Below are 25500 nucleotides of genomic sequence, written 5' to 3' on the forward strand. Positions count from 1 at the left end.
GGTCCCGGAGCACGCATGCGGTCTCCGCCGGCGAGGAAGGTCTGCTGTGGGGGTGGACCTCGCTCGCCGCGTGCTTCGGGGCAGCCTGTGCCGCCAGCGTACGCCTGCGAGCCCAGGGATGGCCCGGCGCCGCCACCACCAGCAGCCGGTCGTGGCCGATGACCGTGCCGTCCAGGTCCTCCGGCACCGCCAGGCCCTCCACGAACCCCAGGTCCGCCTCCCCCGCCAGCAGTCGCTGCGCCACGCCGGCGGAGTTCCCGGCCTGCAGCGAGACCGCCGTCCCCGGCCGCTCCGTGCGCAGCGCGATCAGCCAGCCCGGCAGCAGGTACTCCGCGATGGTCATGCTCGCCGCCACCCGCAGCCGCGAGTCCCGCCGCCCCCTCAGCGCCTGCGCCCCCGCGTCGAAGGCCTCCGCCGCCTCCACCACCCGTCGCGCCCAGTCCGTGACCAGCGCGCCCGCGTCCGTCAGCTGCGAGCCGCGCGGCGAGCGGTCGACCAGGGCCACCCCCAGCTGCCGCTCCATCGAGCGGATCCGGCTGCTCGCCGCGGGCTGGGTGATCCCGAGCTCGCGCGCCGCGCGCCCCAGACTCCCGTGCCGGGCGACGGCCAGCAGCAGCTCCAGCGCCCCCAGGTCGGGCACCCGGTGGGAGAGGGGCACGCGCTGCTCGATCTCATTGCTCATAAGACCAGCTTATGGGACCATAGGAGAATGATCCCTGGTGAGGCCCTGCGCCCAGCGTGACAGTGGAGACATGGTCATCGCCGTGCAACCCCGCCCTGCCGCCACCGCCAAGGCTCTCGCCGCCGCACGGCTGCCCTCCCTGCGCCACTTCGGGCCGAACTGGTACGCCACCGTCATGGGCACCGCCATCGTCGCCAACGCCGGCGCGGCCCTCCCCGTCGACGTCCCCGGTCTGCGGGCCGTCTGCACGGCCGTATGGGCCTTCGCCGCCGCGCTGCTGGTCCTCGTGCTGACCGCCCGCGCCGCCCACTGGATCCACCACCGCGACCAGGCCCGCGAGCACCTCCTGGACCCGGGCGTCGCGCCCTTCTACGGCTGTCTGTCCATGGCGATGCTGGCCGTCGGCATCGGCGCGCTGACCGTGGGCCAGGACGTGATCGGCGACAGCGCGGCCGTGGCGACCGGGGCGGTCCTGTTCGTCGTCGGCACGCTCATCGGCCTGTCGGCCGCGGTCGTCGTCCCGTACCTCATGGTCGTACGGCAGAAGGTGACCCCCGGCAGCGCCTCCCCGGTCTGGCTGCTGCCCGTCGTCTCCCCCATGGTCGCCGCGTCCCTCGGGCCCCTGCTGGTCCCGCATCTCCCGGCGGGCCAGTGGCAGGAGGCGATGCTGCTGCTGAGCTACGCCCTGTTCGGCGTCAGCCTGATCGCCACGATGCTCATCCTCCCGATGATCTTCTCCCGGCTGATCCACCACGGTCCGCTGCCCCTGGTGCTCACTCCCACCCTCTTCCTGGTCCTCGGCCCGCTCGGGCAGTCCACGACCGCGGTCAACAAGCTCGCCGACGTGGCCCCGGGCGCGATCTCGGCGCCGTACGCCGACGGGCTCAGCGCGTTCGCGGTCGTCTATGGCGTGCCGGTGATGGGGTTCGCCCTGATGTGGCTGGTGCTGGCCGGCGCGATGGTCGTGCGGGCGGCGCGGGACGGGATGCCGTTCGCGATGACCTGGTGGGCCTTCACCTTCCCGATCGGGACCTGTGTGACCGGCCTGGAGGGGCTGACGCGCCACACGGGTCTCGTCGCCCTGGAGTGGCTGGCCGTCGCACTCTATGCGCTCCTCGTCGCCGTCTGGGCCGTGACCGGAGTCCGCACGCTGCGCGGCCTGTTCAGCGGAGCGCTGCTGACAGCGCCCGGGCAGCCTCGGCCAGCGACGGTCCGTACCAGGTGAGATGACGGCCGTCGACCAGGGCGGCGGGCAGCGAGGGGAACGCCTCGGGCCCGTCGTCCGCGGTGAAGCGGTACGGCTCGTCCGGCAGCACCACCAGGTCGGCGCCGGCGGAGCGCAGCTCGTCCAGCGGGATACGGGGGTATCGCTCCGCGTGCGCGCTATAGACGTTGTCCACGCCGATCCTGGCCAGCAGATCGCCGGCGAAGGTGTCGTGTCCCAGCACCATCCAGGGCCGCCGCCAGATCGGCACGATCGCCTTGCGGCGCGCGGAGGGATCGACCGGCTCGAGCGCCGACCACGCCTCCTCCGCCTCGTCCAGCCACCTCGGCCGCGCCGTCCCGCATCCGGCCGCCGCCAGCACCCGCTCCAGCTCGGTGAAGGCCTGTCCCAGCTCGCGTACCTCGGTGACCAGCACCTCGACGCCGGCGGCCCGCAGCTCGGCGAGGTCGGGCGCCCGGTTCTCCTCCTCGTTCGCGATCACGAGGTCGGGCCGCAGCGCGACGACCGCCGCGACGTCGGGGTTCTTGGTACCACCGATCCGTACGACGTCGAGGTCCGCGGGATGGGCGCACCAGTCGGTGGCGCCGACCAGCAGCCCGGGGGCGCTGACGGCCACCGCCTCGGTCAGCGAGGGCACCAGGGAGACGACCCGCATGACGGCCCTACGCCTCCGTCGCCTCGATGTGGTCGGCGACCGCGACGATCACGATCCGGGTGTCCGGGGCGGTGGCGCGCCACCGGTGGCGCACTCCTCCGGACAGGAACAGGCTGTCGCCGCGCGCCAGCCGGAAGGCCCGGCCCTCCGCCTCCACCTCGGCCGCGCCGTCGGCGACGTACATCAACTCGTCGTTGCGGTGCTGGAATTCGCGCCCCGCGTCCTGCTCTCCCAGGAACTCCATAGCGTGCAGCTGATGGTGTCCGCGCACCAGCGCGCGCACGCCGGAGCCGAACGGCAGCTCCTCCTCCTCGTCGGCCCGCACGAGGTCGACGGTGCGGGCGGGGTCGGAGGCGGCGAGGAGCTGGACGGCCGTGGTCTCCAGGGCGTCCGCGACCCGCTGGAGCGAACGCATGCTGGGGCGGGCGCGCTCGTTCTCGATCTGGCTGAGGAAGGGGACGGACAGGCCGCTGCGCTCGGCGACCGCGGCGAGCGTGAGGTCCAGCGCCCGGCGGCGTCTGCGCACGGCCGCGCCCACCCGGAGAGGCTCGGCCTCCTTCGGGTCCTTCGCGTCCTTCGCTTCCATCAGCCGACTCCCCTCCCCTGGTCCTGTCCTCACCTTACGCAGCTTCGGGCCGCCCGTGCTCACGGAGCGCGTGCGTTCCGCGGCCGACGCAGGGGCTCTGACCAGGGCGGAGGGCGATATCCAGCCGGATGAGGACGGGAGGGGGACGGCCCGGCAGGGGTGACCCCACACGGGCGACGCACGAGCCGGCGCGGAAGGCACGGCGTCCTGCGGACCGGCGCGGGAGGGGCGGCGTCCGCGGGCCGGGGTGGAGGGACGGCGTCCGCGGGCCGGGGTGTGCACGCCGTCCCCGGTGACCGGCAAGGGAGGCACGGCGCCCGCGGACCGGCGCGGGACAGGCAGAGGGGTGGGCCCCCCGTCAGGCGGGACCCACCCCGCGTCCGTAGACGCGCTGTCCGTAGGCGCGCTCTATAGCGGCTCAGTCGGCCTATAGCGCTCCGCCAACGCCGCGCGCTATACCGGCGCCAGCTTCTCGGCCAGTCCCGGGTTCTCCTTCAGCCAGGCTCGGACGGCGTCCTGCTCGTTGCCCTTGCCCGTGGTCTGGATCTTCGCTTCGAGGTCCGTGAGCTGCTTCTCGGACATCTTGAAGTTCTTGAGCCACTTGCCGACCTCGGGGTTGTCGTCGGCGAAGCCCTTGCGGGCCAGGGTGTGCACGCCGTCGCCCGCGCCCCAGCTGCCCTTCGGGTCCTTGAGCTTCTTCAGGTCGTACTTGCTGTAGGCCCAGTGCGGGGACCACAGGGTCGTGACGATCGGCTGCTTCTTGTCGTACGCCCGCTTCAGCTCGGCGAGCATGCCGGGCGTGGAGCCGTCGACGACCTTGTACTCGCCCTCCAGGCCGTAGTCCCCCAGGACCTTGTCCTTGAGGATGCCCATCATTCCGGCGCTCGGCTCGATGCCGATGATCCGGCCCTTGAACTGGCCCGACTTGCCCTTGAGGTCCTCGAGCGAGTCGACGCCCTTCATGTACGACGGGACGGAGAGCTCCAGCGAGGTGGGGCCGTACCAGGAGCCCATGTCATCGAGCTTGTTCCGGTACTTGTCCCAGTACTGGGCGTGGGTGACCGGGAGCCAGGCGTCTGTCTGGAAGTCGATCTGGCCGGCGGCCATGCCGGTGTAGAGCGCGCCGGCCTCCAGCTGCTTGGCGTCGACCTCGAAGCCGCGCTGCTCGAGCAGCTCCTTCCACAGGAAGGTGGAGGCGATGCCCTCGTCCCAGGGGATGTAGCCCAGGGAGATCTTGTCGCCGTGGCCGACGTCGTTCGCGCCCGTGACGGCGCCGGCCTTGGGGCCGCCGAAGATGCTCATGCCGCCCGCGACGAGCGCGAGGACGACCACGCCCACGACCGCGACGGCGGGCTGCGGACGGTGGCTCCAGATCTTCCAGCCGCCGGCCGCGGCCTTCGCCTTGGCGAGCGCGCGGCGGCCCAGCGGCGAGACCTGCTGGCCGAGCGCGCCGGTGATGCGGTCCAGGTACATCGCCAGGATGACGATGGAGATGCCGGCCTCGAAGCCGAGGCCGATGTCGACGTTGCCGATGGCGCGGTAGACCGCGCCGCCCAGGCCGCCGCCGCCGACCATGCCGGCGATGACCACCATGGAGAGCCCCAGCATGATCACCTGGTTGATGCCGGCCATGATCGTCGGCAGGGCGAGGGGCAGCTGGATGCGGAGCAGCGTGGCGCGCGGCGTGGTGCCGAAGGCCTCGGCGGCCTCCACGAGCTCGCCGTCGACCTGGCGGATGCCGAGCTCGGTCATCCGTACGCCCGGAGGCAGCGCGAAGATGATCGTCGCGATGATGCCGGGGACGACGCCGACGCCGAAGAAGATGATGCCGGGGATCAGATAGACCATCGCCGGCATCGTCTGCATGAAGTCGAGCACGGGCCGCGTCACGGCGCTGACGGCCTTGGAGCGCGAGGCCCAGATGCCCAGCGGGACGGCGATGGCCAGCGTGACGATGGTGGCGACGAGGACCAGCGAGAGGGTCGACATCGCGTCGTCCCACAGCTCGATCGAGTCGATCAGCGCGAAGCCGACGAAGGCGAGGGCGCCCGCGGTCAGACCGCGCAGCCACCAGGCCACGACGGCGAGGATGCCCGCGAACAGCAGTGGCTCGGGCGCGGTGAGCACGGCGTCGATGCCGTCGTACAGACCGGTGACGACGGAGCTGATCGCGTCGAAGAGCCAGGCGAGGTGCTTCTGGAGGAAGTCGACACCGCTGTCGACCCAGTCGCCGAGGGGGAGCCTAGGCATTGCGGGCCACCTCCTTGACGAGGGCGTCCGAGTCGGGCGCGGCCGCCTGGGCGGGGACGCCGGCGGGCGTCTTCGCGTCGGCCGGCGACTTCGCCGGCTCCGCCGACTTCACCGACGCCTTGGACGTCTTAGGAGCATCGGACGCCTTCGACGTCGGCTCGCTCGGGTCGCTCGACTCGTTCGGGTCGGTCGCGTCGACCGAGGCCATCGGCTGGCTCGGCGCCATGGGCTCGCCGAGGACGGCCAGCAGCCGGTCGCGCGTGACGACCCCGACGAGCCTGCCCTTCTCGTCCGTCACGGCCACGGCCACACCGCTGGCGGAGCAGGGCGTGAACAGCTCGACGATCGGGGTGGACTCGGGCACCGCGGCGGGCGCGGCCTCGAGGACGTCCTGGGGCGTACGGAGCTCCCGGCCGTCGTCCGTCGTCGTGCCCATGACGGTGTGCGGCTCGGCCATGATCGCGCCGGCGGTCAGCACCCGGGAGCGGTCGACGTCCTGGGTGAAGGAGGCGACGTAGTCGTTGGCCGGGGTGACGAGGATGTCCTCGGCGGTGCCGAGCTGGACGATCCGGCCGTCCCGCATCACCGCGATCTGGTCGCCGATGCGCATGGCCTCGTTGAGGTCGTGGGTGATGAAGACGATGGTCTTCTTGAGCCGCTTCTGCAGCTCCAGCAGCTGGTCCTGCATATCGCGACGGATCAGCGGGTCGAGCGCGCTGAAGGACTCGTCCATCAGCAGCAGGTCGGCGTCGGTGGCGAGCGCGCGGGCGAGGCCGACGCGCTGCTGCATGCCGCCGGAGAGCTCGTCGGGCCAGGAGTCCTCCCAGCCGGCGAGGCCGGCCAGCTCCAGGGCCTCGGCGGCGCGCCGGTCGCGCTCGGCGCGGGGCACGCCCTGCACCTCCAGGCCGTAGCCGGCGTTCTCCAGGACGCTGCGGTGCGGGAAGAGCGCGAAGTGCTGGAACACCATGCTGATCTTGGTGGAGCGGACGGCGCGCAGCTCGCGGGGGCTGAGCGCGGTCAGGTCCTGGCCGTCGAAGAGCACGCGTCCGGCGGTCGGCTCCAGCAGTCCGTTCAGCATGCGGAGCAGCGTGGACTTGCCGGACCCGGACAGACCCATCACGACGAAGATCTGGCCCGGCTCGACGGCGAACGAGGCGTCGATCACCGCGGCTGTCGTTCCGTCGGCGCGCAGCTCGTCGCGGCTCGCGCCGTCTTCGAGCTTCCGCACCGCTTCATCGGGTCGTCGTCCGAACACCTTGTACAAGTGGTCGGCCTGCAGCCTGGACACATACACCTCACGCGTTGAACCGAAAAAACGGCCCGCCACCCCCGCACGCGAGCCGTGGAGCAGCGCGGGTTCCGCCCGCTTGCCCCGGTGCGACCTGCGTCGTTCCGCACGGAGTCCGTGCGGAGGCAGTACGTAGGCCGGGTGCCGGGGGGCCGCTCCGGATCCGCGCCTGCCCGAGGCCCCACGGGGCAAACACAGAGGTGAGCCACCTCACCGGACACGTCCTGGACCTGCGCGGAAGGTGTGTGTCAGCGCGGTGCGGCATCATCGGGCGTGTGACGCGACGCCTGATGCTCCTCGACACCGCTTCCCTGTACTTCCGGGCCTATTTCGGGGTCCCCGACTCGGTCCGCGCGCCGGACGGCACACCGGTCAACGCCGTGCGCGGCCTGCTCGACTTCATCGCCCGCCTGGTCCAGGACCACCGTCCGGACGACCTGGTGGCCTGCTGGGACAACGACTGGCGGCCGCACTGGCGAGTGGAGCTCATCCCTTCGTACAAGGCGCACCGCGTCGCGGTGGAGACCGAGACCGGCCCGGACGAGGAGGAGACCCCGGACACCCTCTCCCCGCAGGTCCCAGTGATCGTGGACGTGCTGGACGCGCTCGGGATCGCCCGGGTCGGCGCGGACGGCTATGAGGCGGACGACGTCATCGGCGCCCTCACCGCGCGCGCCACGGGCCCGGTGGACATCGTGACCGGCGACCGCGACCTGTTCCAACTGGTCGACGACGCCCGCAGCCGACGGGTGCTGTATCCGCTGAAGGGCGTGGGCACGCTCCAGGTCACCGACGAGGCGTGGCTGCGCGAGCGGTACGGCGTGGACGGCCCGGGCTATGTGGATCTGGCGCTGCTGCGCGGCGACCCGAGCGACGGGCTGCCGGGCGTGCCGGGCATCGGCGAGAAGACCGCGGCCAAGCTGCTGGACGCCTACGGCGATCTGGCGGGGATCATGGCGGCCGTCGACGACCCCCGCTCGAAGCTGACGCCTTCGCAGCGCAAGCGGCTGGACGAGGCGAGGGACTATGTCGCGGTGGCGCCGAAGGTGGTCCGGGTCGCCTCGGACGCTCCGCTGCCCGACTTCGACCCGGCGCTCCCCTCCGAGCCCCGCGATCCGGCGACCCTCGACGAGCTCGCGTCCCAGTGGGGACTGGGCGGCGCGCTGACGCGACTGTTGTCCACTCTTCAGCACTGAGGTGTTAGCTTAGGCAAGCCTAAGCAGGACACATGTTCGTGAGTTCAGGGGAGACGCCGTGGCAGAACGACCGGCCCGCACGTCGCAGAAGGCCCGCGAGGCCCAGGTGGTTCGCACGGAGCGGATCACTCCGCACATGGTGCGCATCGTGCTGGGCGGTGAGTCGCTGGCCGGGCTGGAGATCGGCGCGTTCACCGACCACTACATCAAGCTGCTGTTCGCCCCCGAGGGCGTGAGCTACCCGGAGCCGTTCGACATCGAGCAGATCCGCGCGGAGCTTCCCCGCGACCAGTGGCCGGCCAACCGTACGTACACCGTGCGGAGCTGGGACCCGGTCCACCGCGAGCTGACGGTCGACTTCGTGGTCCACGGCGACGAGGGCCTCGCCGGCCCCTGGGCGGCGCGGGCGCGCGTCGGCGACACGGCGCGCTTCCTGGGCCCGGGCGGCGGCTACGCCCCCGATCCGGCGGCGGACTGGCATCTGCTGGTGGGCGACGAGAGCGCGCTGCCGGCCATCGCGGCGTCGCTGGAGCGGATGCCGGCGGGCGCGGTCGTCCACGCGTTCGTGGAGGTGGCGGGCCCCGAGGAGGAGCAGAAGATCGTCACGCCGGACGGCGTGGAGATCACCTGGCTGCACCGCGGCGACCGCCCGGTGGGCGAGGCGCTGACGGCTGCGGTGACGGGGCTGGACTTCCCCGCGGGCTCGGTCTGCGCGTTCGTCCACGGCGAGGCGGCCTTCGTGAAGGACCTCCGCCGCCATCTGCGCCGGGACCGCCAGGTTCCCCGGGAGAACCTGTCGATCTCGGGCTACTGGCGCCTGGGCCAGACGGACGAGGCCTGGCGTGCGGTGAAGCGCGAGTGGAACGAGCAGGTGGAGCGCGAGCAGGAGTCCACGGCCTGACGCGGCACACAGACGCGGTACACAGCCTCAGCGCACAGACGCAGCACACAGACACAGCCGCGCGGCACAGCCAGCGCGACGAGCAGCGCCCCGGCGGACGACCCGCCGGGGCGCTGCCGCGTCCGGGGACGGGACCGGATCAGAGACAGGACGGGATCAGAGGCAGGACGGATTAGAGGCAGGACCGTCCTCGTCAGGCCGCCGCAAGAGGACTCCCCCCTCCCGCTCGGAGTCCCTCTCCCGCTCGAAGCCCTTTCGGACTCCTACTCGGAGTCCTTTTCCGAGCCCCCTTCGAAGCCCCGGCCGGAGTCCCCTTCGGAGCCCCCCTCCGCCCCGAACACCCGCGCCGACGCGTCCACATGCGCCATCCGCCGCAGCGACGTCAGCATCGCGTCCCCCAGCACCGTCGCGACCACCACGCTCTCCACCAGGTCGTCAAGACCCACCCGGCGTCTGACGAAGTCGACGTCCGTCCGCGCGACGCGCTCAGCCGCGTCCGCGTAGTCGTCGAGCACTTCGGCGAACGCCCCGTGCCCGGCCCGGCCCAGGGCGGCCAGCGCCGCGGTCAGCGCCTGCGCCGAGGCGTAGTCGGCGCCCACCCGCCATCCGCGACGCTCGATGAGGTCGGCGACCGCCCTGCGGGCCGCCTCCGCCTCCTCGTCCGGCTCGCCGCCCCCGTACGTCGGAGTGATCCGCTCGGTCGCCTCGCCCAGCACGTTGTGAACGGACTTCCCCGGATCGTCGACCGCCGCCAGGACCTCGCCGATCGCCGACACCTTCAGGCCGCCCACGTCCAGCAGCGCGCGGATCAGCCGCAGCCTGCGCTCGTGCGCCTCGCCATAGCTCGCCTGGTTGGGACTGGTCAACTGCCCGGCCGGCAGCAGCCCTTCGCGTACGTAGTACTTGATCGTCGGCACCGGGACTCCGGTCCTGCGGCTCAACTCGCCGATGCGCACTGCCTGCTCACCCCTCTGCCCTTGCCAACGCCACATCCCATCATAGATAGTCCCACTATCGGATAGCGGATAGCGCCGCTATCTATTCACACTCACACGGGGGTCTCTATGTCCTCATGGCGTTCATGGCACCGGCCGCTCACGGTCTTCGCCGCCGCGATGGCCGTCTCGGCCGTCGTGTCCGGCGTGGGCATGGTCGTCGACGACCGGACCCTGGTCGGCTCGCCGATCTGGTTCAAGCCGCTCAAGTTCTCGGTCTCGCTGATGATCTACGCGCTCTCGCTGGCCTGGATGCTCTCGCTGTCCACGCGCGCCCGGCGGACGGGCTGGTGGGCCGGGACGGTCGTCGCCCTCGCCGGCACGGTCGAGATGGCGGTCATCGTCGGACAGGTGGTCCGCGGCAAGCGCAGCCACTTCAACTACGAGACCGAGCTCGACGGAACGCTCTTCACCGTCATGGGCGCGACCATCGTCATCCTCTGGGTCAGCTCGCTGATCATCGCGATCCTGCTGTTCCGCTCGTCGCTCGCCGACCGCCCCGCCGCCTGGGCCATGCGCCTCGGCGCGGCCATCGCGGTGGTCGGCGCGGGCCTGGGCAATCTGATGACGGGCGCCACGCCCGAGCAGAAGGCGGCAGGCGGCCGCGACGGCTCCCCCGTCGTCGGCGCGCACAGCGTCGGCGTGCCGGACGGCGGCGCCTCCATGCCGCTGACCGGCTGGTCGACGACCGGCGGCGATCTGCGCATCCCGCACTTCGTCGGCATGCACGCCCTCCAACTGATCCCGCTCTTCCTGCTCCTGCTGATCGCCTTGGCGCCGCGCGTCGCCCGGCTGCGCGACGAGCGCGTGCGGCTGCGGCTGGTCCTCACCGCCTCGGGGACGTACGCCGCCGTGCTCGCCCTGGTCACCTGGCAGGCGCTGCGCGGCCAGCCGCTGATCCACCCGGACGGCGCGACCCTCGCCGCGGCGGCGACGATCGCCGTCGCCGCCGCCCTCGCCTCGTACGCCTCCCTGCGCACGACTCCCTCCCACCCCACCGCAGTCGACGGCGACGGCGACAGCGACAGCGACAAGGAGCTCGCGGCATGACCGGATTCCTCTTCGAACTCTCCTTCTGGCTGGCGAGCCCGATCTGGCTGCTGCTCGTCTTCGCGCCCAACTGGCCGACCACAGCCCGCATCGCCGCATCGCCGCTGACCGTGGTCCCGGTCCTGATCGTCTACCTCGCCCTGGCGATCCCGGTCCTCCCCGAGCTCTGGGCGGCCGTCAGCAGCCCCGACATCGACGGCTTCCGGGATCTGACGCTCCTCGCCAACGGCGCCGGGGCGATCTGGACGCAGGTCATCGCCTGGGATCTGCTGCTCGGCCAGTGGATGTACCTCGAGGCGCGGCGGCTCGGGATGAGTCCCCTGGTCATGGGCCCGCTGCTGGTTCTGACGATCCTGCTCTCGCCGATCGCGCTCCTGGTCTTCCTGGCGCTGCGCGCGGCGAAGACCCGATCCGCGACCGGATCCGCGGGCCGCGCCGAGGCCTCTGCGCCGTACGAACGCCCGTACGGACAGGGCCCAGCCGCCTAGCCCTCCCCCACGAGCCGCCGACCGCGACATATCGCGAGTGCGGTGGTCACCCCTCACGCATGCGACCATCTGCGCAACTAGACCAATCCGAGCGGCGTTCGGCTACGAATGCCTAGCGGATGCCTGGTGAAATTCAGTCCGGACACACGAGATGTCCGAACGGTGGAGGAAGCCGCGTGAAAGAAGCCGTGCACATCGGCGGCCCCGCATCTGCGGGACCCGACTTGCAGGAACTGCTCGGCCTGGTGGCCATGGGAGACCAACAGGCGTTCTCCCGTGTCTACGACAGGGTCTGCGGGCCGGTGCTGGGACTGGTGCGCACTGTGTTGCGCGACCCGGCTCAGTCGGAGGAGGTGACCCAGGAGGTGCTGATCGAGATCTGGCGCAGCGCGGCGCGCTTCCAGCCGTCCCGCGGCTCGGCGATGACCTGGGTCCTCACCCTGGCGCACCGCCGGGCCGTGGACCGCGTGCGGTCCGCCCAAGCCGCCTCGGACCGCGAGCGGCGGGCGGCGCTGCTGGACCAGACGCCCGCGTACGACCAGGTCACCGAGCAGGTCGAGGCGAGTCTGGAGCGCGAACAAGTACGGCGGTGCCTGCGTACGCTGACGGAGCTTCAGCGCCAGTCGGTGACGCTCGCGTACTACCGGGGGCTGGCCTACCGGGAAGTGGCCGAACTGCTCGCCGTGCCGCTGGGCACGGTCAAGACACGACTGCGTGACGGGCTGATCCGGCTGCGCGACTGCCTGGGGGTGAACGCATGACCACCGCTGATCTGCACACGCTCACCGGCGCCTATGTGCTGCACGCACTCGCGCCGGACGAGCGCGCCGAGTTCGAGCGGCATCTTCAGATCTGTCCGGCCTGTACGCAGGAGGTGCGCGAGCTCAACGCCACCGCCGTGCGGCTGGGCATGGCGGTGGCGGCGACCCCGCCGCCCGCCCTCAAGTCGCGGGTGATGCAGCAGATCGCCGCCGAGCGCCAGGATCCGCCCCGGGTGCAGTACCGGGGCAAGCACTCCGAGAGCCGCCAGCGCCGCCGGCGCAGGGCCTCGCGGTTCGCGCTGGCCGCCTGTCTGGCGGCCGCGGCGGGCCTGGGCGGGGTCGCCGTCTGGCAGAACCAGGAGGCCAAGGACGCCCGCCTGGAGGCGCAGCGCTCCCAGAAGCAGGTCGAGCAGCTGGCGGCGGTGCTCGCCGCGCCCGACGCCCAGGTGGCGGCCGTGAAGCTGCCGTCGAACGCGCGCGGCACGGTGGTCGTCTCCAAGGACCGGGACAAGGCGGCCTTCCTCGCCTCCGGCCTGCCCGAGCCCCCACAGGGGAAGGTCTACCAGCTCTGGTTCAACGACGGCGGCACGATGCGTCCGGCCGGACTGGTGGACCCCGCCCGCACCGACAGCGCCACGCTGATGGACGGGCCGCTCGACGCCGCGTCCGGGATGGGCATCACGGTCGAGCCGGCGGGCGGCTCGCCCAAGCCGACCTCCGATCCCGTGGCCCTGGTGAACTTCCCCGCCTGACGAAGCGTCTCCGTACGACGAAGGACGGCCGAATGAGTGTCTCGATCATGCTCTTCACCTCCGACCTGCGGGTGCACGACCAGCCGGCGCTCCGCGCGGCAGCGGCCGGGGCCGACGAGCTGGTCCCGCTGTTCGTGGTCGACTCGGGCGTACGGAAGGCGCGCTTCGACGCTCCGAATCGGCGAGCCTTCCTCGCCGACTGCCTGGCCTCGCTGGACGCCGGACTGCACGCCCTCGGCGGGCGGCTGGTGATCCGCACCGGCGAGGTCGTCGAGCAGGTGTGCCGGGTGGTCGTGGAGAGCGGCGCCCGGCAGGTGCACCTCTCGGCCGGGGTCAGCGCGTACGCCGCGAGCAGGGAGGAGCGGCTGCGCGAGGCGCTCGGGCCGCTGCGGTGCGCGCTGCATGTGCACGACGGCGTGATCACCGCGCTGCCGCCGGGGCGGATCACGCCGGCGGGCCGCGACCACTACGCGGTGTTCACCCCGTATCTGCGGCGCTGGGAGGCGGCGGGCGTACGGGGGACGGTGGCCGTGCCCCCCGCCATCCGGGTCCCGGAGCTCGCGGGGCATCCGCTGCCGAGGCGCAGCGCGGTCAAGGACGCGGCGCCCGCGGTCGCCGAGGGCGGCGAGGAGGAGGGCCGTCGACGGCTGAGGGCCTGGCTCCGCGACACGAGCGCGGGGATCGAGGCGTACGCGGAGCTGCACGACGACCTCGCGGGCGACGCGACGTCCCGGCTCTCCCCGCACCTGCACTTCGGCACGCTCTCCGCGGCGGAGCTGGTCAACCGGGCGCGGGCCAAGGGCGGTCCGGGCGCGGAGGCGTTCGTACGGCAGCTGGCCTGGCGGGACTTCCACCACCAGGTCCTCGCGGCCCGGCCGGACGCCTCGCACGCCGACTACCGCCCGCGCGGCGACCGGTGGCGGCGCGACGAGAAGGAGATCACCGCGTGGAAGGCGGGCCGCACGGGCTGCCCGATCGTGGACGCGGCGATGCGCCAGCTGCTGCACGAGGGGTGGATGCACAACCGCGGGCGGCTGCTGGCGGCCAGCTATCTGACCAAGACGCTGTCCGTGGACTGGCGCATCGGCGCCCGCCACTTCCTGGACCACCTGGTCGACGGGGACATCGCGAACAACCAGCTCAACTGGCAGTGGTCGGCCGGCACCGGGACCGACACCCGCCCCAACCGGGTGCTCAACCCGCTGGCCCAGGCGAGGCGGCACGACCCGCGGGGCGACTACGTACGCCGATGGCTTCCGGAGCTCGCGGACCTGGAAGGTCCGGCGGTCCACGAGCCCTGGAAGCTGGACGGGCTGGAGCGGGCCCGGCTGGACTACCCGGACCCGCTGACTACGGACCGGTGAGCAGCAGCTGCTCGACGTCCACGCACCCGGACCGGAAGCCGGCCTCCGAGCAGGCCAGATAGAAGCCCCAGGTACGGCGGAGGCGATCGTCGGCCGGGACGTGCTCGAACTGCTCGCGCCACAGGCGCACCGTCTCGGCGTAGTGCGCGCCGAAGCTGTCGCGGGCGGCGATCCGCAGCCCCGTACGGGAGGCGACGAGCTGCGCGATCTCCTGAGCGGCGGGCGGCGGGCCGCCCGGGACCGCGTGCTTGTGGATCCAGGCCGAGGCGGTACGGACGACCGGCAGCCGGTCGTGGGCCGCGGTGACGGTCTGCAGCGCGATCCGCCCGCCGGGCGCGAGGAGCCGGTCCAGGGTCATGACGAACTCCGCGTCCACGGCCTGCACGGCTTCGACGCTGACGATGGCGTCGTAGCTGCCCAGCACTCTGCGGTAGTCGCGCAGCAGCACGGTCACCCGGCCCTCCAGCCCCGCCGCGGCCACCCTCCCGCGCGCCAGCGCCAGCTCCTCCAGCGAGCCGGCGACGGTCAGCACCCGCGCGCCGCGGCGACCCGCCCGGATCGCGGTCTCCCCCGACCCGGCGCCGATCTCCAGCAGCTGGGTCCCCGGCCCCACCTCGGCCAGGTCGAGCAGCCGGTCGATCTTCCGGTGCTGGGCGGCGGCGAGCAGCGGGCGCTGGGCGGGGAGCGCGCGGAAGAGGGCGCCGGAGTGGGAGAGGGTCTCGTCGAGGTAGCGTGCGACGAACTCCTCGCCCGGCGGCCTGAGATGCCCGGCGTCCTGGGGAGCGGACCGCAGAATGCGCCGGATCGAGGCGGGCATGGGGCCGCCGGCGTGCTCGGCCAGCACGGTCAGCACGCCGACGAGGTCCTGGGCCTCCCACTCGCCCGCGATGTACGACTCGCCGATCCCGACGAACCCGCCGGCCCCCACCCGCCGGAAGAACGCCGGCGCGTCCCGCACCTCGACCAGCGGTCCGCCCAGCCCGACCGCCCTTCCCGAACCGAACCGCACCCGCAGGGGCAGCCGCCCCACAGCACTGCGCAAACCCCGCTCGACGACGGCCTTCCGCCAGCGGGACACCGGCACGGCCCTCGCGGAAGCCGGGGACAGGGACAGGGACACGGTCACTTCACACCCTCCTTGGACGACTGTGGGGGGACTGCCTCTCGCCGGTCATTCGTCGCTACGGGCGTGATGGATTGGTTCTGGAGCAGGGCGAGTTGAGTTCGCTTGGGCGGGGGGGGCGGACGGCTTGTCAGACGCCGACTCCCGCGATCCTCAGCGCGGCGTCCGCCGTGGCCGCGGCGAAGGCCTCCACCGGCCGCTCCGGGTCGGACCGGTGCACCAGGATCACGCCCTCGATCAGGCCGAAGACCAGGTCCGTACGGAGCGCCAGCTCCCCCTCGTCCAGCGCGCCGCCGGGGCCGGTCGCCGCCAGGAGCGCGCCGTAGGCGGCCTTGAGGTCGGCGCGCACGCGGTGGAAGACCTCGAAGCGGTCGCCTCGCACCTCGGGGAGCAGGTACAGCGCGCCCAGGTTGTGCGCGCCGCCGCACAGCAGCTCGACGTCGGAGCGGCAGAGCGCGCGCAGCCGGTCCTCCGCCGAGCGGGAGGAGTCCGCGAGCAGTTCCTGCGCCAGCGTCAGGGAGGGGGCGACCGTCGACTCGAGCAGCTCGGCGAGCAGGTCCTCCTTGCCGCTGAAGTAGTGGTACATCGTCGCCTGGCGCATGCCCGCCCGATCGGCGACGGCGCGGGTCGTGGTGGCCGCGTAGCCGCGGGTCGTGAACAACTCCGCTGCCGCCGCGAGGAGTTCCTCGCGCGCGGACAGCCCGCTGTCCGGGCGCTGCTGCGCCCGCGGCCGTCCGACCCGCTTTCCCGTGGTGCTGCTCATGGCGCCGATCGTCGCACACGGGGAGGCGGTCGCTTTCCGCAGTGGAGCGAGGACTGAGGGCGACCGCTTCGGTCGGGATGCCGCGTGGACAGCCCTCCACGCCCGGCGGAAGATGGAACGGAAGGGATTAAGGGGACGAAAGGTGTGATTCGCTATGGCTGAGCACCCGGACTGCGTCCTGGTACGGCAGGGTTACGCAGCATTCGGCAGTGGCGACATGAACAAGCTCAGCAGTCTGATGACGAAGGACGTCGTCCACCACGTGCCGGGCAGCAACCCGCTGTCCGGACACCACAAGGGCCAGGAGGCGGTACTCGAGCTGTACCGCAAGCTGGGCGAGATGACCGACGGCACCATGCAGGTCCTGCTCGAAGCCGTGCTCGCCGACGGCCGCGGGCATGTCATGTCCTTCCACACGGTCCACGCCGACCGGGGCGACCGGGGCATCGAGATCCGCCAGGGACTCTTCTTCACCATCGTCGGCGGCAAGATCTCCGACATCGACGAGTGCACGGAGGACATCGACGAAGAGGACAGCTTCTGGAGCTGACTCCGGGGCTGGGCCACCCGATGCGAGGGCCCCCGTTCACCGGCCGGTGAACGGGGGCCCTCGCATCAAGCACATGCGTCGAGCACGTAGGACTCACGCAGGGGACGCGGCGACCAGGGCCTTACGGGCCCCCGCGCCTCAGCCCACCGAGCTGTACGCCACCACGCCCCTCAGCAGCGCCTCCACCGCCTTGCGCGCGTTCTTCGCGACGGTGCTGCCCTCCCGGGGGGAGGCGGCCGCGACCTGCCCGAGCACGTCGATGACCTGCTTGGTCCACCGTACGAAGTCGCCCGCGGGCATCTCCGCCTCGCGCAGCACCTCGTCCAGGCTGCGGTCGGACGCCCACTGGTAGGCCGCCCAGGCGAAGCCGAGGTCCGGCTCGCGCTGGCCGACGCCCTCCGCCTGATTGATCTTGAACTCTTCCTCCAGGGCGTCCAGCCGGCCCCAGATGTGCACCATCTCGCCGAGCGCGACCTTCGCCCTGCCCGCCGGGACCTTGGGCGCGACCGCGTCGTCCGCCTGCCGGGCCTCGTAGACCAACGCCGACACGCACGCCGCCAGTTCGGCCGGGCTGAGCCCCTCCCACACACCGGCCCGCAGGCACTCGCTGGCCAGCAGGTCCAGCTCGCCGTACAGCCGGGCGAGCCGCTTGCCGTCGTCGGTGACCTCGTCGGCACGGAGGTAGTCCAGCTCGGTCAGCAGCGCCACGATCCGGTCGAAGGTGCGGGCGATGGTGTTCGTCCGGCCCTCGATACGGCGCTCCAGCTGCTGGGTGTCGCGCTGGAGCCGGTGGTACCGCTCCGCCCAGCGCGCATGGTCCTCGCGCTCGTCGCAGCCATGGCAGGGGTGCGCGCGCAGCTCGGTGCGGAGCCGGGCGATCTCGCGGTCGTCGGCGGCCTCCGAACGCCCCTTGCGGCGCCGCTCGGGCACGATGTGCCCGGCCTTCGTACGCAGCGCGGACGCCAGGTCGCGCCGGGACTGCGGCGAGCGCGGATTGAAGGACTTGGGGATCCGCATCCGCTCCAACGGCTCGACGGGCACCGGGAAGTCGATCGACGCCAGCCGCTTGACCTGCCGCTCGGCGGTCAGCACGAGCGGCCGCGGACCGTCGTGCTGCTCGAACCCGCGGTGTCCGTTGGTCCGTCCGGCGGGGACGCCCGGGTCGAGGACCAGCGCGAGACCCGCGAACTTCCCGGTGGGGACGTGGATGACGTCGCCGGGCTTCAGCCGCTCCAGCGAGGTCGCCGCCGCCGCCCGCCGCTGGGCCGCGCCCTGCTTGGCCAGCTCCGTCTCGCGGTCCTTGAGGTCGCGGCGCAGCCGCGCGTACTCCTCGAAGTCGCCGAGATGGCAGGTCATGCCCTCGCGGTAGCCCTCGAGTCCCTCTTCGTTGCGCTGCACCTGGCGGGAGATGCCGACGACGGACTTGTCCGCCTGGAACTGCGCGAACGAGGTCTCCAGCAGCTCGCGCGAGCGGTGCCGCCCGAACTGCTGCACCAGATTGACGGCCATGTTGTACGACGGCTTGAAGCTGGAGCGCAGGGGGTACGTGCGGGTGCCGGCCAGTCCCGCGAGCGCGGTCGGGTCCATGGCGCGCTGCCACAGGACCACCGCGTGGCCCTCGACGTCGATGCCGCGCCGCCCGGCCCGACCGGTCAGCTGGGTGTACTCGCCGGGGGTGATGTCGGCGTGCTGCTCGCCGTTCCACTTGACGAGCTTCTCCAACACCACCGAGCGGGCGGGCATGTTGATGCCGAGCGCCAGCGTCTCGGTGGCGAACACGGCCTTGACCAGGCCCCGTACGAACAGCTCCTCGACGACCTCCTTGAACGTCGGCAGCATGCCCGCGTGGTGGGCGGCGATGCCCCGCTCGAGGCCTTCGAGCCATTCGTAGTAGCCCAGAACGTGCAGGTCTTCGCGCGGGATGGCGACGGTCCGCTGCTCGACGATCTCGCGCACCTTCAGCCGCGCCGCGTCGTTGTTGAGCCGCAGCCCCGCGTGCATGCACTGCTGGACCGCGGCCTCGCAGCCTGCCCTGCTGAAGATGAAGGTGATCGCGGGCAACAGCCCCTCGGCGTCCAGCCGTTCGATGACCTCGGGCCGTCCCGGCGTCCAGATCCGGCTGCGCTGGCGGCGCTCCCGCTCGCGGTCGGCCTCGCGGACCATCTTCCCGCGCCGCCGGTCGCGCGGGTTGTACGTGCGCTGGTTCTCCATCCGGGCCATCCGGACGAGATCGGGGTTGACCTCGCGCCGGCCGGCGCCGCGGCCGCCGTGGTCGGTCTCCTCCTCGAAGAGGTCGTGCATCCGGCGGCCGGCCATGACGTGCTGCCACAGCGGAACGGGCCGCTCCTCGGAGACGATCACCTCGGTGTCGCCGCGGACGGTGTCCAGCCAGTCGCCGAACTCCTCCGCGTTCGACACGGTCGCCGACAGTGACACCAGGGTCACCGACTCGGGGAGGTGAATGATCACTTCCTCCCAGACGGCGCCGCGGAAGCGGTCGGAGAGGTAGTGCACCTCGTCCATGACGACGTACCCGAGGCCGAGCAGCGACTGCGAGCCCGCGTACAGCATGTTCCGCAGGACCTCGGTGGTCATGACGACCACGGGCGCCTCGGAGTTGACGCTGTTGTCCCCGGTGAGCAGGCCGACCTTCTCGGGGCCGTACCGCCGGACCAGATCGGTGTACTTCTGGTTGGACAGGGCCTTGATGGGCGTGGTGTAGAAGCATTTGCGGCCCTGCTCGAGGGCCAGGTGGACGGCGAACTCGCCGACGATGGTCTTCCCGGAACCGGTGGGAGCGGCGACGAGCACGCCCTTGCCCGCCTCCAGGGCCTGACAGGCCTCGATCTGGAAGGGGTCCAGATCGAATTCGTACATCGCGCGGAAGGGGGCCAGCGCAGTGGCCTCCTCTACGGCGCGGATGCGGGCGGCGGCATAGCGCTCGGCGGGTGAGAGGTCCTCGGTCATCTTGCTGATGAGCCTACCCGGCGCCTCTGACAGTGGGCGCGATCTTTAATTGACCGGGGCAAGCACCGTGGAGGGCCCGTCGTGCGCCCCTGGCGTGACCGAGCGGACGCGTTGCACGGGGGCGAGGCGGTACGGGACGGGCTGGAGGACTTGCGCCCCACGCGTCCCTCGACGCACGAGCGGCCGGCCGCGCGGCGTGCGCGCCCCGGCCGCGTACCTGATCTGGCTGGTCGCTGGGGTCCCGCCTGACGGAGTCTGGGGCGGGACCCTGGAAGGTCAGGTGATGTCGTCGTACCCGTTGAGCCGGGTGGAGCGTCCGTCGCCGTCTCCGCCCGCCTGCTCCGGCAGCGCCCGGCTGGCCGGCACGACCTCGACGCTGCCGATGTCGCCCGGAGCGAGGTCCAGCTCGGACGCCTCGTCGTCGTCCAGCTCGGCGTCCGGGTCGTTGCGGCGTCGGCGCTTGTCGTTGAGCATCGCGAATCCGACCGCGGCGAAGTAGAGGACGATGATCGGCCCTGCCAGGGCGACCATGCCGAGCGGGTCGGTCGAGGGCGTGGCGATCGCGCCGAAGACGAAGATGCCCATCACGACGCCGCGCCACCAGCCGGCCATCCGGCGTCCGGTGACGACGCCCGCGACGTTCAGCATGATCAGCAGCAGCGGGAGCTCGAAGGAGAACCCGAAGATCAGGACCATCCGGACGGTGAAGTCCAGGATCTTGTCGACATCGAGGAAGTTGGCGGCCGGGTCCGGGGTGATGCTCAGCAGCACCTTCATGCTCACCGGCATGATCAGGTAGGCGAGGTACACACCGGCAGCGAAGAGGGGTGCGGCGGCGGCGGCGAAGTAGTACGCGTACTTCTTCTCGCTCTTGTGCAGGCCGGGCGCGACGAAGGCCCAGAGCTGGTACAGCCAGATCGGGCAGGTGAGGATGATGCCCGCCATCAAGGTCACCTTCACCGTGGTGGTGAACGGCGAGAGCAGGTCGTTGTACGCGATCGTCGCGCACTTGCCGCCCGTCTCGAGCACGCCCTTCTCACAGCGGGGCACCGGCGAGGAGAGGAACTCCATCAGCTCCTGGCTGTAGAAGGCAGCCACGATCGACGCGATCACGATCGCCAGCATCGCCTTGGCGAGCCGGTTGCGCAGCTCACGGAGATGGTCCGCGAGCGGCATCCGCCCCTCGGGGTCCTTCTCCTTCTGTTTCGAGCGGGCAGGCTTCAGCAACCCACGTCCTCATCTCGTGCGGCAGGCCGCCGTCAGGCGAGCCCTGGGGTCAGCGCTGGGTGGTGTCGGTGTGCTCGTTGACGGGACGAGCGCTGGTGACATCGCCGGGCGCCGCCTTGATCGTACGAGGAGCGGTCTGACCCTGGGCCGGGTCCTGCGGCGGGTCGGCCGGAGTCGCAGCCGGCTGGCCCTCCGACTTCATCGCCTTGGCCTCGCTCTTCAGGATGCGAGCGGACTTGCCCAGCGAACGGGCCATCTCGGGAAGCTTCTTGGCTCCGAACAGCAAGACGACGACGAGGAGGATCAGGATGATCTCGGTGGGGCCGATCTGTCGGAACATAGCGTGTGTCTACCTTCTCACCGAGGCGGCATGGGGCTGAGCTGCTGATCGCCCTGGACTGGTGTCCGAACGACGACTGGCTGCGATCGTAACTCTCACGGGTAAACGCTGGGCAATCCCCTTGCGTACACGCGTTTGCGGCGGGCGCCTCATAGCCTGTTGCCGCTGCCCTCAGCGTACCGCCCGGACCTGTGACGCAGCAGAGCGCACCGGCTACCGCAAGGCTTCGCCGGTGCGGGCCAGATCGGTCGCCGCCCGCTCCAGATCCTCCGCCGCGCGGTTGATCCGCTCGGTCGTGCGGGCCACCTGGCGGCCCAGGCGCTGGGCCTCGACGAAGACCTTGACGCCGAGGACTCCGAGTACGGCGATCCCGAGGAATCCCAGGGCGATGGCGAGCATGGGCCAGAACATGTTCCGACCTTAGTGCGTCGCGACGGGCCGGCCGGACGGCGGCCCCGTGCGGTGTCCGGTCATCGCCGGGCGCCTGGCGATGACCGGACAGTGACCGACCGGCGTCCCGGCGTCCGCGAGGAGCTCGGCCCCGGCCGTGCGGCCGCCGACCCCGCGCTAGACCGTCGAGTGCAGACGCAGCGTCCGCACTCCGCCGCCGGTCAGAAGCTCGATGATCCGCTCCCCCGCCGGCCTGCGGACGGCCGAGCCGCACTCGGTGCAGGTGAAGGAGTAGAAGGTGGTGCGGCGACTCGCCCCGATGGCCAGCCGCAGCGCGCCGGCCGCGAGCTCCAGGCGGGCCCGGCAGTCGGGGCAGGCGGCCTTGAAGAGGACGGGCCCCACCGGGGCCACGGTTCCCGTCATCACCGTCATCGGTCGCGCATCTCCTTAGTCCTGGCCGTCATAGGCCGCGAGCGCCTCGCGGGCCGCCCGCCGAGCGCTCTCCGCCAGGTCCTGCGGGGAGACGATCCGGCCGTCCTGCCCCAGCCGCAGCCCGAGCCGCCGCAGGGACGCGGGGTCCGGTGTACGCAGAGTGATGCGCAGGCCACCGTCGGGGAGCTCCTCGGCGCTGTCGTGCGGGTAGTACTCGGCGACCCAGCGGCCGCCGGGACCCACCTCGACCACGACCTCCGGGTCCTCGGCGGAGGGCTGCACCAGCCCCTCCGACAGATCGCGCAGCTCGATCTCGGGCGGCGCGGAGGGCTCGTCGAGGAGACGGATCTCGGCGACCCGGTCGAGCCTGAAGGTCCGGCGCGCCTCGGAGAGGTAGCACCAGGCCTCCATGTACGTATGGCCGACGGCGAAGAGCCTGATGGGGTCGACCTCGCGCTCGGTCAGCTCGTCGCGCGCCGGGGAGTAGTAGCGCAGCCACAGCCGCCGCCGCTCCGAGATCGCCCGGTCCACGTCGGCGAAGACGCCGCCCTCGGACTCGAAGGTGACCGAGAGCCGGGAGCTCGCTCCGGCGGCCTCGCCGGCGGCGGCCTCCAGCTTCGCGGTGGCCCGCAGCAGCGCCTCCCGGTCGCCCTCGCGCAGCCCGGGCAGGGTGGCGACGGCCCGCGCGGCCACCAGCAGAGCGGTCGCCTCGTCGGCGGCGAGCCGCAGCGGCTCGGCCGTGCTGGCGCCCGACGCGTCGGGGTTGCGCCACCAGATCCGCTCGCCGTCGGTGTCGATGTCGAGCAGGTCGCCGCCGCGGAAGCTGGTCCCGCACATGGGCAGTACGTCGAGGTCGGAGATCAGCTCGTCCTCGGTGATCCCGAAGGCGCGGGCGACGTCTCCGACGCGCGCGCCGGGGCGCTCGCGCAGATAGGTCACCAGCGAGAGCATGCGCCGGGTCTGGTCGATGGCGTTGGCGGCCATGGTCGTACGAGTTCCCCTCAGCCCTTGGCCACGGCGCGCAGCCGGTCCACGACGTCGGCCCGCAGATCCGCGGGCTCCAGCACGACCGCGTCCGGGCCGAACTCCACCAGCCAGGCGTCCAGCCCATGGCCGTACGGAATCTCCAACTCGTCCCACCCGTCGCCGAGTTCCCGGACGGACTGCGCCCGGGCGCGCAGCGGGTAGCCGCAGCCCGAGCGGAGCCGGATCCGCGCGGAGCGGGTCGCGGTCTCGCCGGCCCACGTCTCGACGGTCTCGCGGACGGTGACGACGTCGGGCACCGGCGCGGTGAAGGACCCTGCGCGCGAGCGGACCTTGCCGGTGATCCGGGAGAGCCTGAAGACGCGCTCGGCGCCCCGGTCCCGGTCCCAGCCGGCCAGATACCAGTGGCCGCGCCAGCACTCGAGGGTCCACGGCTCGACGTGGCGCTGCTCGGGGCGGGCGGCGGTGGCCTTGCGGTAGTCGAAGACGACGGGCCGGCGGTCCCGGCAGGCGAGCATCAGCGGCTCGAAGGCGGCCTCGTGCACGGGGATGCGGGGCTCGAGGGCGCTGTGGTGGATCTCGTAGGAGTCCTCCGCCTCGGGCATTCCGGCCGCGCGCAGCTTCTGCAGCGCGCCGCTGGCCGCTCCGGCGAGCCGGGCCTGCTGCCAGACCTTGGCGGCGAGGCCGAGGGCGGCGGCCTCCTCGGCGTCGAGCGTGATGGCGGGCAGCCGGTTGGAGTCGCGGCGGGCCAGATAGCCGATCTCGCCGTCGAGGTTCTCCACCGTCTCGATGACCAGGCCGAGTTCGCGCAGATCGTCCTTGTCGCGCTCGAACATCCGGTTGAAGGAGTCGTCGGAGCCGGCCTCCAGGTAGGCCTCGATCGACCCGCGCAACTCACGCTTGCTGAGCGCGCGCCGGGTGCCCAGCAGACACAGGGCCAGGTTCATCAACCGCTCGGCCTTGGCAATGGCCATCGACGCCTAACACCCTCCTGCTGAAGTCGCTTCTGCTCGTTGACCGTACCGCCCCGGGGTGTCCGGGCAAAGCCGAGGGCCCATGCCGAGCGGCATGGGCCCTCTTGCTGTCCGTATGTGATCAGACAGATACCAGGTCGCAGACGAAAATCAGCGTCTCGCCCGGGGCGATCGCGCCGCCGCCGGCGCCGCGGTCGCCGTACGCGAGGTGCGCGGGGATGGTCAGCTGGCGACGGCCGCCGACCTTCATGCCCTGCACGCCCGTGTCCCAGCCCGCGATGACCTGTCCGGCGCCCAGCTGGAACTGCAGCGGGTTGCCGCGGTTCCAGGAAGCGTCGAATTCCTCACCGGTGGAGAAGGCCACGCCCACGTAGTGGACGGAGACGAAGTCGCCGGCCTTCGCCACGGCGCCGTCTCCCTCCCAGATGTCCTTGATCTCCAGGTCCTTCGGCGGCTCGCCACCCGGGAAGTCGATCTCGGGCTTCTCGATGCTCACTGAACTGCTCCTCTAAATGATGAACGGGGCAACCGGGACAGTCTTACACCTTTCCAACGACGTCCACGGCGAAGACCAGCGTGGAGTCCTTCGGGATGCCCTGCGTCTCCTGGTCGCCGAAGGCCTGGTCAGGCGGGATCACCAGCAGCAGCCGGCTGCCGACCTTCTTGCCCACGAGGCCGTCCTTGAGGCCCTTGAGCGTCAGGTTCGGCAGCGGGAAGGTCTGGGTCTTGTTCGCCGCGTACGTGGAGTCGAACTTCTTGGCGTCCTTCCACAGGTACGCCTCGTAGCGCACGACCACGCTGTCCGTGTCCTTGATCACGTCGCCCTTGCTCTCCAGCACATAGTTGGAGACGAGCTTGGCGGGCGGGTCGGACTTGGGGATCGTGACCGACGGGGCCTTGCCGTCGGTGTTCACCCCCACCTTGGGCAGGTCGATGTTGTCCTGCGCGACCTCGGTCCCCGTCGCGGAGGCGGGGTACGACTTCGCCTTGAGGATGTCGACGACGAAGACCAGCGTGGAGTTGGCCGGAATCTGGTCGCCCTTGGCCTGGTCGCCGTAGCCGAGCGCCGGCGGGATGGACATCTCGACGCGGCTGCCGACCTTCTGGCCCTCCAGGCCCTTCTCCCAGCCCGGGATGACGTCCCCGGCGCCGAGGGTGAGGTCGAGCGGCTGCTTGCGGTCGAAGCTGTTGTCGAAGGGCTTGTCGGAAACCCAGGTCTGACCGAGGTAGTTGACCTGGAGCGCGTCGCCCTTCTTGGTCTTCTCGCCCTTGCCCTCGCTGATGACCTCTACCTTCAGGTCCTTGGGCGGGTCGCCCTCGCCCTTGGCGAGGGTGGGCTTCTCGCCGAACTTCGCGCCGGCGGTGATCGCAGGCAGTCCGTTGGACGTGGGGGAGTCGGAGTCCTTGTCCTTGTCGTCGCTGCCGCACGCCGCTGCCGAGAGCAGCAGCAGCGGGACGACGAGAAGGCCGGCAAGTCGGCGCACGTGTTCCTCAGATCTCAGACGGCACAGTAGTTCCCCGACACTCTAGGCGTGCCAAGGGCCCCGCACGAGAAAC

At 71.6% G+C, this 25500-nt stretch carries 26 protein-coding genes; 9 read left to right on the top strand and 17 right to left on the bottom strand.

Going from position 1 to position 25500, the window contains the following annotated elements; all coding sequences use genetic code 11:
• Positions 1–682 (bottom strand): LysR substrate-binding domain-containing protein (locus AB0M39_RS29140; protein ID WP_365368932.1); only part of this gene is annotated, 682 nt, incomplete at its 3' end.
• Positions 683–752: 70 nt separating this feature from the next.
• Here AB0M39_RS29140 and AB0M39_RS29145 point away from each other — a divergent pair.
• Positions 753–1907, top strand: coding sequence for a TDT family transporter (locus AB0M39_RS29145; protein WP_365368933.1), 1155 nt, complete (start codon positions 753–755; stop codon positions 1905–1907).
• Here AB0M39_RS29145 and AB0M39_RS29150 read toward each other — a convergent pair.
• The 4 genes from AB0M39_RS29150 to AB0M39_RS29165 all read right to left on the bottom strand — a co-directional run bounded on the left by AB0M39_RS29150 (position 1846) and on the right by AB0M39_RS29165 (position 6686).
• The gene (locus AB0M39_RS29150) at positions 1846–2562 is read right to left on the bottom strand and encodes a helical backbone metal receptor (protein WP_365368934.1); all 717 of its coding nucleotides are present in this window, start codon (positions 2560–2562) and stop codon (positions 1846–1848) included. The genes AB0M39_RS29145 and AB0M39_RS29150 overlap by 62 nt on opposite strands.
• A gap of 7 nt (positions 2563–2569) precedes the next feature.
• Positions 2570–3148, bottom strand: coding sequence for a helix-turn-helix domain-containing protein (locus AB0M39_RS29155; RefSeq protein WP_365368935.1), 579 nt, complete (start codon positions 3146–3148; stop codon positions 2570–2572).
• A gap of 453 nt (positions 3149–3601) precedes the next feature.
• Entirely contained in the window at positions 3602–5398 is a 1797-nt protein-coding gene (locus AB0M39_RS29160; protein ID WP_365368936.1) for an ABC transporter permease/substrate binding protein, read from the bottom strand.
• On the bottom strand, positions 5391–6686 hold the full coding sequence (locus AB0M39_RS29165) for a betaine/proline/choline family ABC transporter ATP-binding protein (protein ID WP_365368937.1): 1296 nt from the start codon (positions 6684–6686) through the stop codon (positions 5391–5393). The genes AB0M39_RS29160 and AB0M39_RS29165 overlap by 8 nt, the downstream gene beginning before the upstream one ends.
• A gap of 290 nt (positions 6687–6976) precedes the next feature.
• Between AB0M39_RS29165 and AB0M39_RS29170 the strand changes: the two genes are divergently transcribed.
• The gene (locus tag AB0M39_RS29170; protein ID WP_365368972.1) at positions 6977–7882 is read left to right on the top strand and encodes a 5'-3' exonuclease; all 906 of its coding nucleotides are present in this window, start codon (positions 6977–6979) and stop codon (positions 7880–7882) included.
• 58 nt (positions 7883–7940) lie between these two features.
• Positions 7941–8783 (top strand): siderophore-interacting protein, encoded by an 843-nt coding sequence (locus tag AB0M39_RS29175; protein ID WP_365368938.1) that lies wholly within the window; start codon positions 7941–7943, stop codon positions 8781–8783.
• Positions 8784–9046: 263 nt separating this feature from the next.
• Here the strand turns inward: AB0M39_RS29175 and AB0M39_RS29180 are convergent, their stop codons facing one another.
• Positions 9047–9739 carry a MerR family transcriptional regulator gene (locus AB0M39_RS29180; protein ID WP_365368939.1) on the bottom strand — a complete coding sequence of 231 codons (693 nt, stop codon included), beginning with the start codon at positions 9737–9739 and terminating at the stop codon, positions 9047–9049.
• A gap of 108 nt (positions 9740–9847) precedes the next feature.
• On the opposite strand from AB0M39_RS29180, the gene AB0M39_RS29185 reads away from it, so the two are divergent.
• The 5 genes from AB0M39_RS29185 (at position 9848) to AB0M39_RS29205 (ending at position 14193) form a co-directional block, all read left to right on the top strand.
• The gene (locus AB0M39_RS29185) at positions 9848–10828 is read left to right on the top strand and encodes a hypothetical protein (RefSeq protein ID WP_365368940.1); all 981 of its coding nucleotides are present in this window, start codon (positions 9848–9850) and stop codon (positions 10826–10828) included.
• Positions 10825–11316 (top strand): ABA4-like family protein, encoded by a 492-nt coding sequence (locus AB0M39_RS29190; protein ID WP_365368941.1) that lies wholly within the window; start codon positions 10825–10827, stop codon positions 11314–11316. Before AB0M39_RS29185 ends, AB0M39_RS29190 begins: the two co-directional genes overlap by 4 nt.
• 176 nt (positions 11317–11492) lie before the next feature.
• A complete protein-coding gene (locus AB0M39_RS29195; protein ID WP_365368942.1) occupies positions 11493–12077 on the top strand; it encodes a sigma-70 family RNA polymerase sigma factor in 585 nt (194 codons plus the stop codon).
• Positions 12074–12829, top strand: a complete 756-nt coding sequence (locus AB0M39_RS29200) for an anti-sigma factor (RefSeq protein WP_365368943.1) — start codon at positions 12074–12076, stop codon at positions 12827–12829. The genes AB0M39_RS29195 and AB0M39_RS29200 overlap by 4 nt, the downstream gene beginning before the upstream one ends.
• Before the next feature lie 32 nt (positions 12830–12861).
• Positions 12862–14193 carry a deoxyribodipyrimidine photo-lyase gene (locus AB0M39_RS29205; RefSeq protein ID WP_365368944.1) on the top strand — a complete coding sequence of 444 codons (1332 nt, stop codon included), beginning with the start codon at positions 12862–12864 and terminating at the stop codon, positions 14191–14193.
• Here AB0M39_RS29205 and AB0M39_RS29210 read toward each other — a convergent pair.
• Entirely contained in the window at positions 14180–15319 is a 1140-nt protein-coding gene (locus tag AB0M39_RS29210; RefSeq protein ID WP_365368945.1) for a class I SAM-dependent methyltransferase, read from the bottom strand. The two genes, AB0M39_RS29205 and AB0M39_RS29210, sit on opposite strands and share 14 nt — an antisense overlap.
• 127 nt (positions 15320–15446) lie before the next feature.
• A complete protein-coding gene (locus AB0M39_RS29215; protein ID WP_365368946.1) occupies positions 15447–16079 on the bottom strand; it encodes a TetR/AcrR family transcriptional regulator in 633 nt (210 codons plus the stop codon).
• A 154-nt stretch (positions 16080–16233) separates the two neighbouring features.
• Between AB0M39_RS29215 and AB0M39_RS29220 the strand changes: the two genes are divergently transcribed.
• Positions 16234–16629: a nuclear transport factor 2 family protein gene (locus AB0M39_RS29220; RefSeq protein ID WP_365368947.1), complete on the top strand. Its 396-nt coding sequence runs from the start codon at positions 16234–16236 to the stop codon at positions 16627–16629.
• Positions 16630–16767: 138 nt separating this feature from the next.
• On the opposite strand, the gene AB0M39_RS29225 is transcribed toward AB0M39_RS29220, so the two are convergent.
• The 9 genes from AB0M39_RS29225 to AB0M39_RS29265 form a co-directional block, all read right to left on the bottom strand.
• Positions 16768–19596 carry a DEAD/DEAH box helicase gene (locus AB0M39_RS29225; RefSeq protein WP_365368948.1) on the bottom strand — a complete coding sequence of 943 codons (2829 nt, stop codon included), beginning with the start codon at positions 19594–19596 and terminating at the stop codon, positions 16768–16770.
• A 276-nt stretch (positions 19597–19872) separates the two neighbouring features.
• Positions 19873–20772 carry a twin-arginine translocase subunit TatC gene (tatC, locus tag AB0M39_RS29230; RefSeq protein WP_365368973.1) on the bottom strand — a complete coding sequence of 300 codons (900 nt, stop codon included), beginning with the start codon at positions 20770–20772 and terminating at the stop codon, positions 19873–19875.
• Between the two features lie 100 nt (positions 20773–20872).
• A complete protein-coding gene (tatA, locus tag AB0M39_RS29235) occupies positions 20873–21163 on the bottom strand; it encodes a Sec-independent protein translocase subunit TatA (protein WP_365368949.1) in 291 nt (96 codons plus the stop codon).
• A gap of 213 nt (positions 21164–21376) precedes the next feature.
• On the bottom strand, positions 21377–21574 hold the full coding sequence (locus AB0M39_RS29240) for a hypothetical protein (RefSeq protein WP_365368950.1): 198 nt from the start codon (positions 21572–21574) through the stop codon (positions 21377–21379).
• 156 nt (positions 21575–21730) lie between these two features.
• Positions 21731–21985 (bottom strand): hypothetical protein, encoded by a 255-nt coding sequence (locus AB0M39_RS29245; RefSeq protein WP_365368951.1) that lies wholly within the window; start codon positions 21983–21985, stop codon positions 21731–21733.
• A 15-nt stretch (positions 21986–22000) separates the two neighbouring features.
• On the bottom strand, positions 22001–22969 hold the full coding sequence (locus AB0M39_RS29250; protein ID WP_365368952.1) for a WYL domain-containing protein: 969 nt from the start codon (positions 22967–22969) through the stop codon (positions 22001–22003).
• Positions 22970–22986: 17 nt separating this feature from the next.
• Positions 22987–23943: a WYL domain-containing protein gene (locus AB0M39_RS29255; protein ID WP_365368953.1), complete on the bottom strand. Its 957-nt coding sequence runs from the start codon at positions 23941–23943 to the stop codon at positions 22987–22989.
• Between the two features lie 121 nt (positions 23944–24064).
• Positions 24065–24439: an FKBP-type peptidyl-prolyl cis-trans isomerase gene (locus tag AB0M39_RS29260; protein ID WP_365368954.1), complete on the bottom strand. Its 375-nt coding sequence runs from the start codon at positions 24437–24439 to the stop codon at positions 24065–24067.
• 43 nt (positions 24440–24482) lie between these two features.
• Positions 24483–25427 carry an FKBP-type peptidyl-prolyl cis-trans isomerase gene (locus tag AB0M39_RS29265; protein ID WP_365368955.1) on the bottom strand — a complete coding sequence of 315 codons (945 nt, stop codon included), beginning with the start codon at positions 25425–25427 and terminating at the stop codon, positions 24483–24485.
• Positions 25428–25500 lie beyond the last annotated feature (73 nt).

This window comes from Streptomyces sp. NPDC051907 (genome assembly GCF_040681075.1).
Taxonomy (GTDB): domain Bacteria; phylum Actinomycetota; class Actinomycetes; order Streptomycetales; family Streptomycetaceae; genus Streptomyces.

Coding starts and splice junctions, on each gene's coding strand:
- AB0M39_RS29145 (WP_365368933.1), top strand. CDS start 753: ATGGTCATCGCCGTGCAACCCCGCCCTGCCGCCACCGCCAAGGCTCTC.
- AB0M39_RS29150 (WP_365368934.1), bottom strand. CDS start 2,562: ATGCGGGTCGTCTCCCTGGTGCCCTCGCTGACCGAGGCGGTGGCCGTC.
- AB0M39_RS29155 (WP_365368935.1), bottom strand. CDS start 3,148: ATGGAAGCGAAGGACGCGAAGGACCCGAAGGAGGCCGAGCCTCTCCGG.
- AB0M39_RS29160 (WP_365368936.1), bottom strand. CDS start 5,398: ATGCCTAGGCTCCCCCTCGGCGACTGGGTCGACAGCGGTGTCGACTTC.
- AB0M39_RS29170 (WP_365368972.1), top strand. CDS start 6,977: ATGCTCCTCGACACCGCTTCCCTGTACTTCCGGGCCTATTTCGGGGTC.
- AB0M39_RS29185 (WP_365368940.1), top strand. CDS start 9,848: ATGTCCTCATGGCGTTCATGGCACCGGCCGCTCACGGTCTTCGCCGCC.
- AB0M39_RS29190 (WP_365368941.1), top strand. CDS start 10,825: ATGACCGGATTCCTCTTCGAACTCTCCTTCTGGCTGGCGAGCCCGATC.
- AB0M39_RS29200 (WP_365368943.1), top strand. CDS start 12,074: ATGACCACCGCTGATCTGCACACGCTCACCGGCGCCTATGTGCTGCAC.
- AB0M39_RS29205 (WP_365368944.1), top strand. CDS start 12,862: ATGAGTGTCTCGATCATGCTCTTCACCTCCGACCTGCGGGTGCACGAC.
- AB0M39_RS29215 (WP_365368946.1), bottom strand. CDS start 16,079: ATGAGCAGCACCACGGGAAAGCGGGTCGGACGGCCGCGGGCGCAGCAG.
- AB0M39_RS29220 (WP_365368947.1), top strand. CDS start 16,234: ATGGCTGAGCACCCGGACTGCGTCCTGGTACGGCAGGGTTACGCAGCA.
- AB0M39_RS29225 (WP_365368948.1), bottom strand. CDS start 19,596: ATGACCGAGGACCTCTCACCCGCCGAGCGCTATGCCGCCGCCCGCATC.
- tatC (WP_365368973.1), bottom strand. CDS start 20,772: ATGCCGCTCGCGGACCATCTCCGTGAGCTGCGCAACCGGCTCGCCAAG.
- tatA (WP_365368949.1), bottom strand. CDS start 21,163: ATGTTCCGACAGATCGGCCCCACCGAGATCATCCTGATCCTCCTCGTC.
- AB0M39_RS29240 (WP_365368950.1), bottom strand. CDS start 21,574: ATGTTCTGGCCCATGCTCGCCATCGCCCTGGGATTCCTCGGGATCGCC.
- AB0M39_RS29245 (WP_365368951.1), bottom strand. CDS start 21,985: ATGACGGTGATGACGGGAACCGTGGCCCCGGTGGGGCCCGTCCTCTTC.
- AB0M39_RS29250 (WP_365368952.1), bottom strand. CDS start 22,969: ATGGCCGCCAACGCCATCGACCAGACCCGGCGCATGCTCTCGCTGGTG.
- AB0M39_RS29255 (WP_365368953.1), bottom strand. CDS start 23,943: ATGGCCATTGCCAAGGCCGAGCGGTTGATGAACCTGGCCCTGTGTCTG.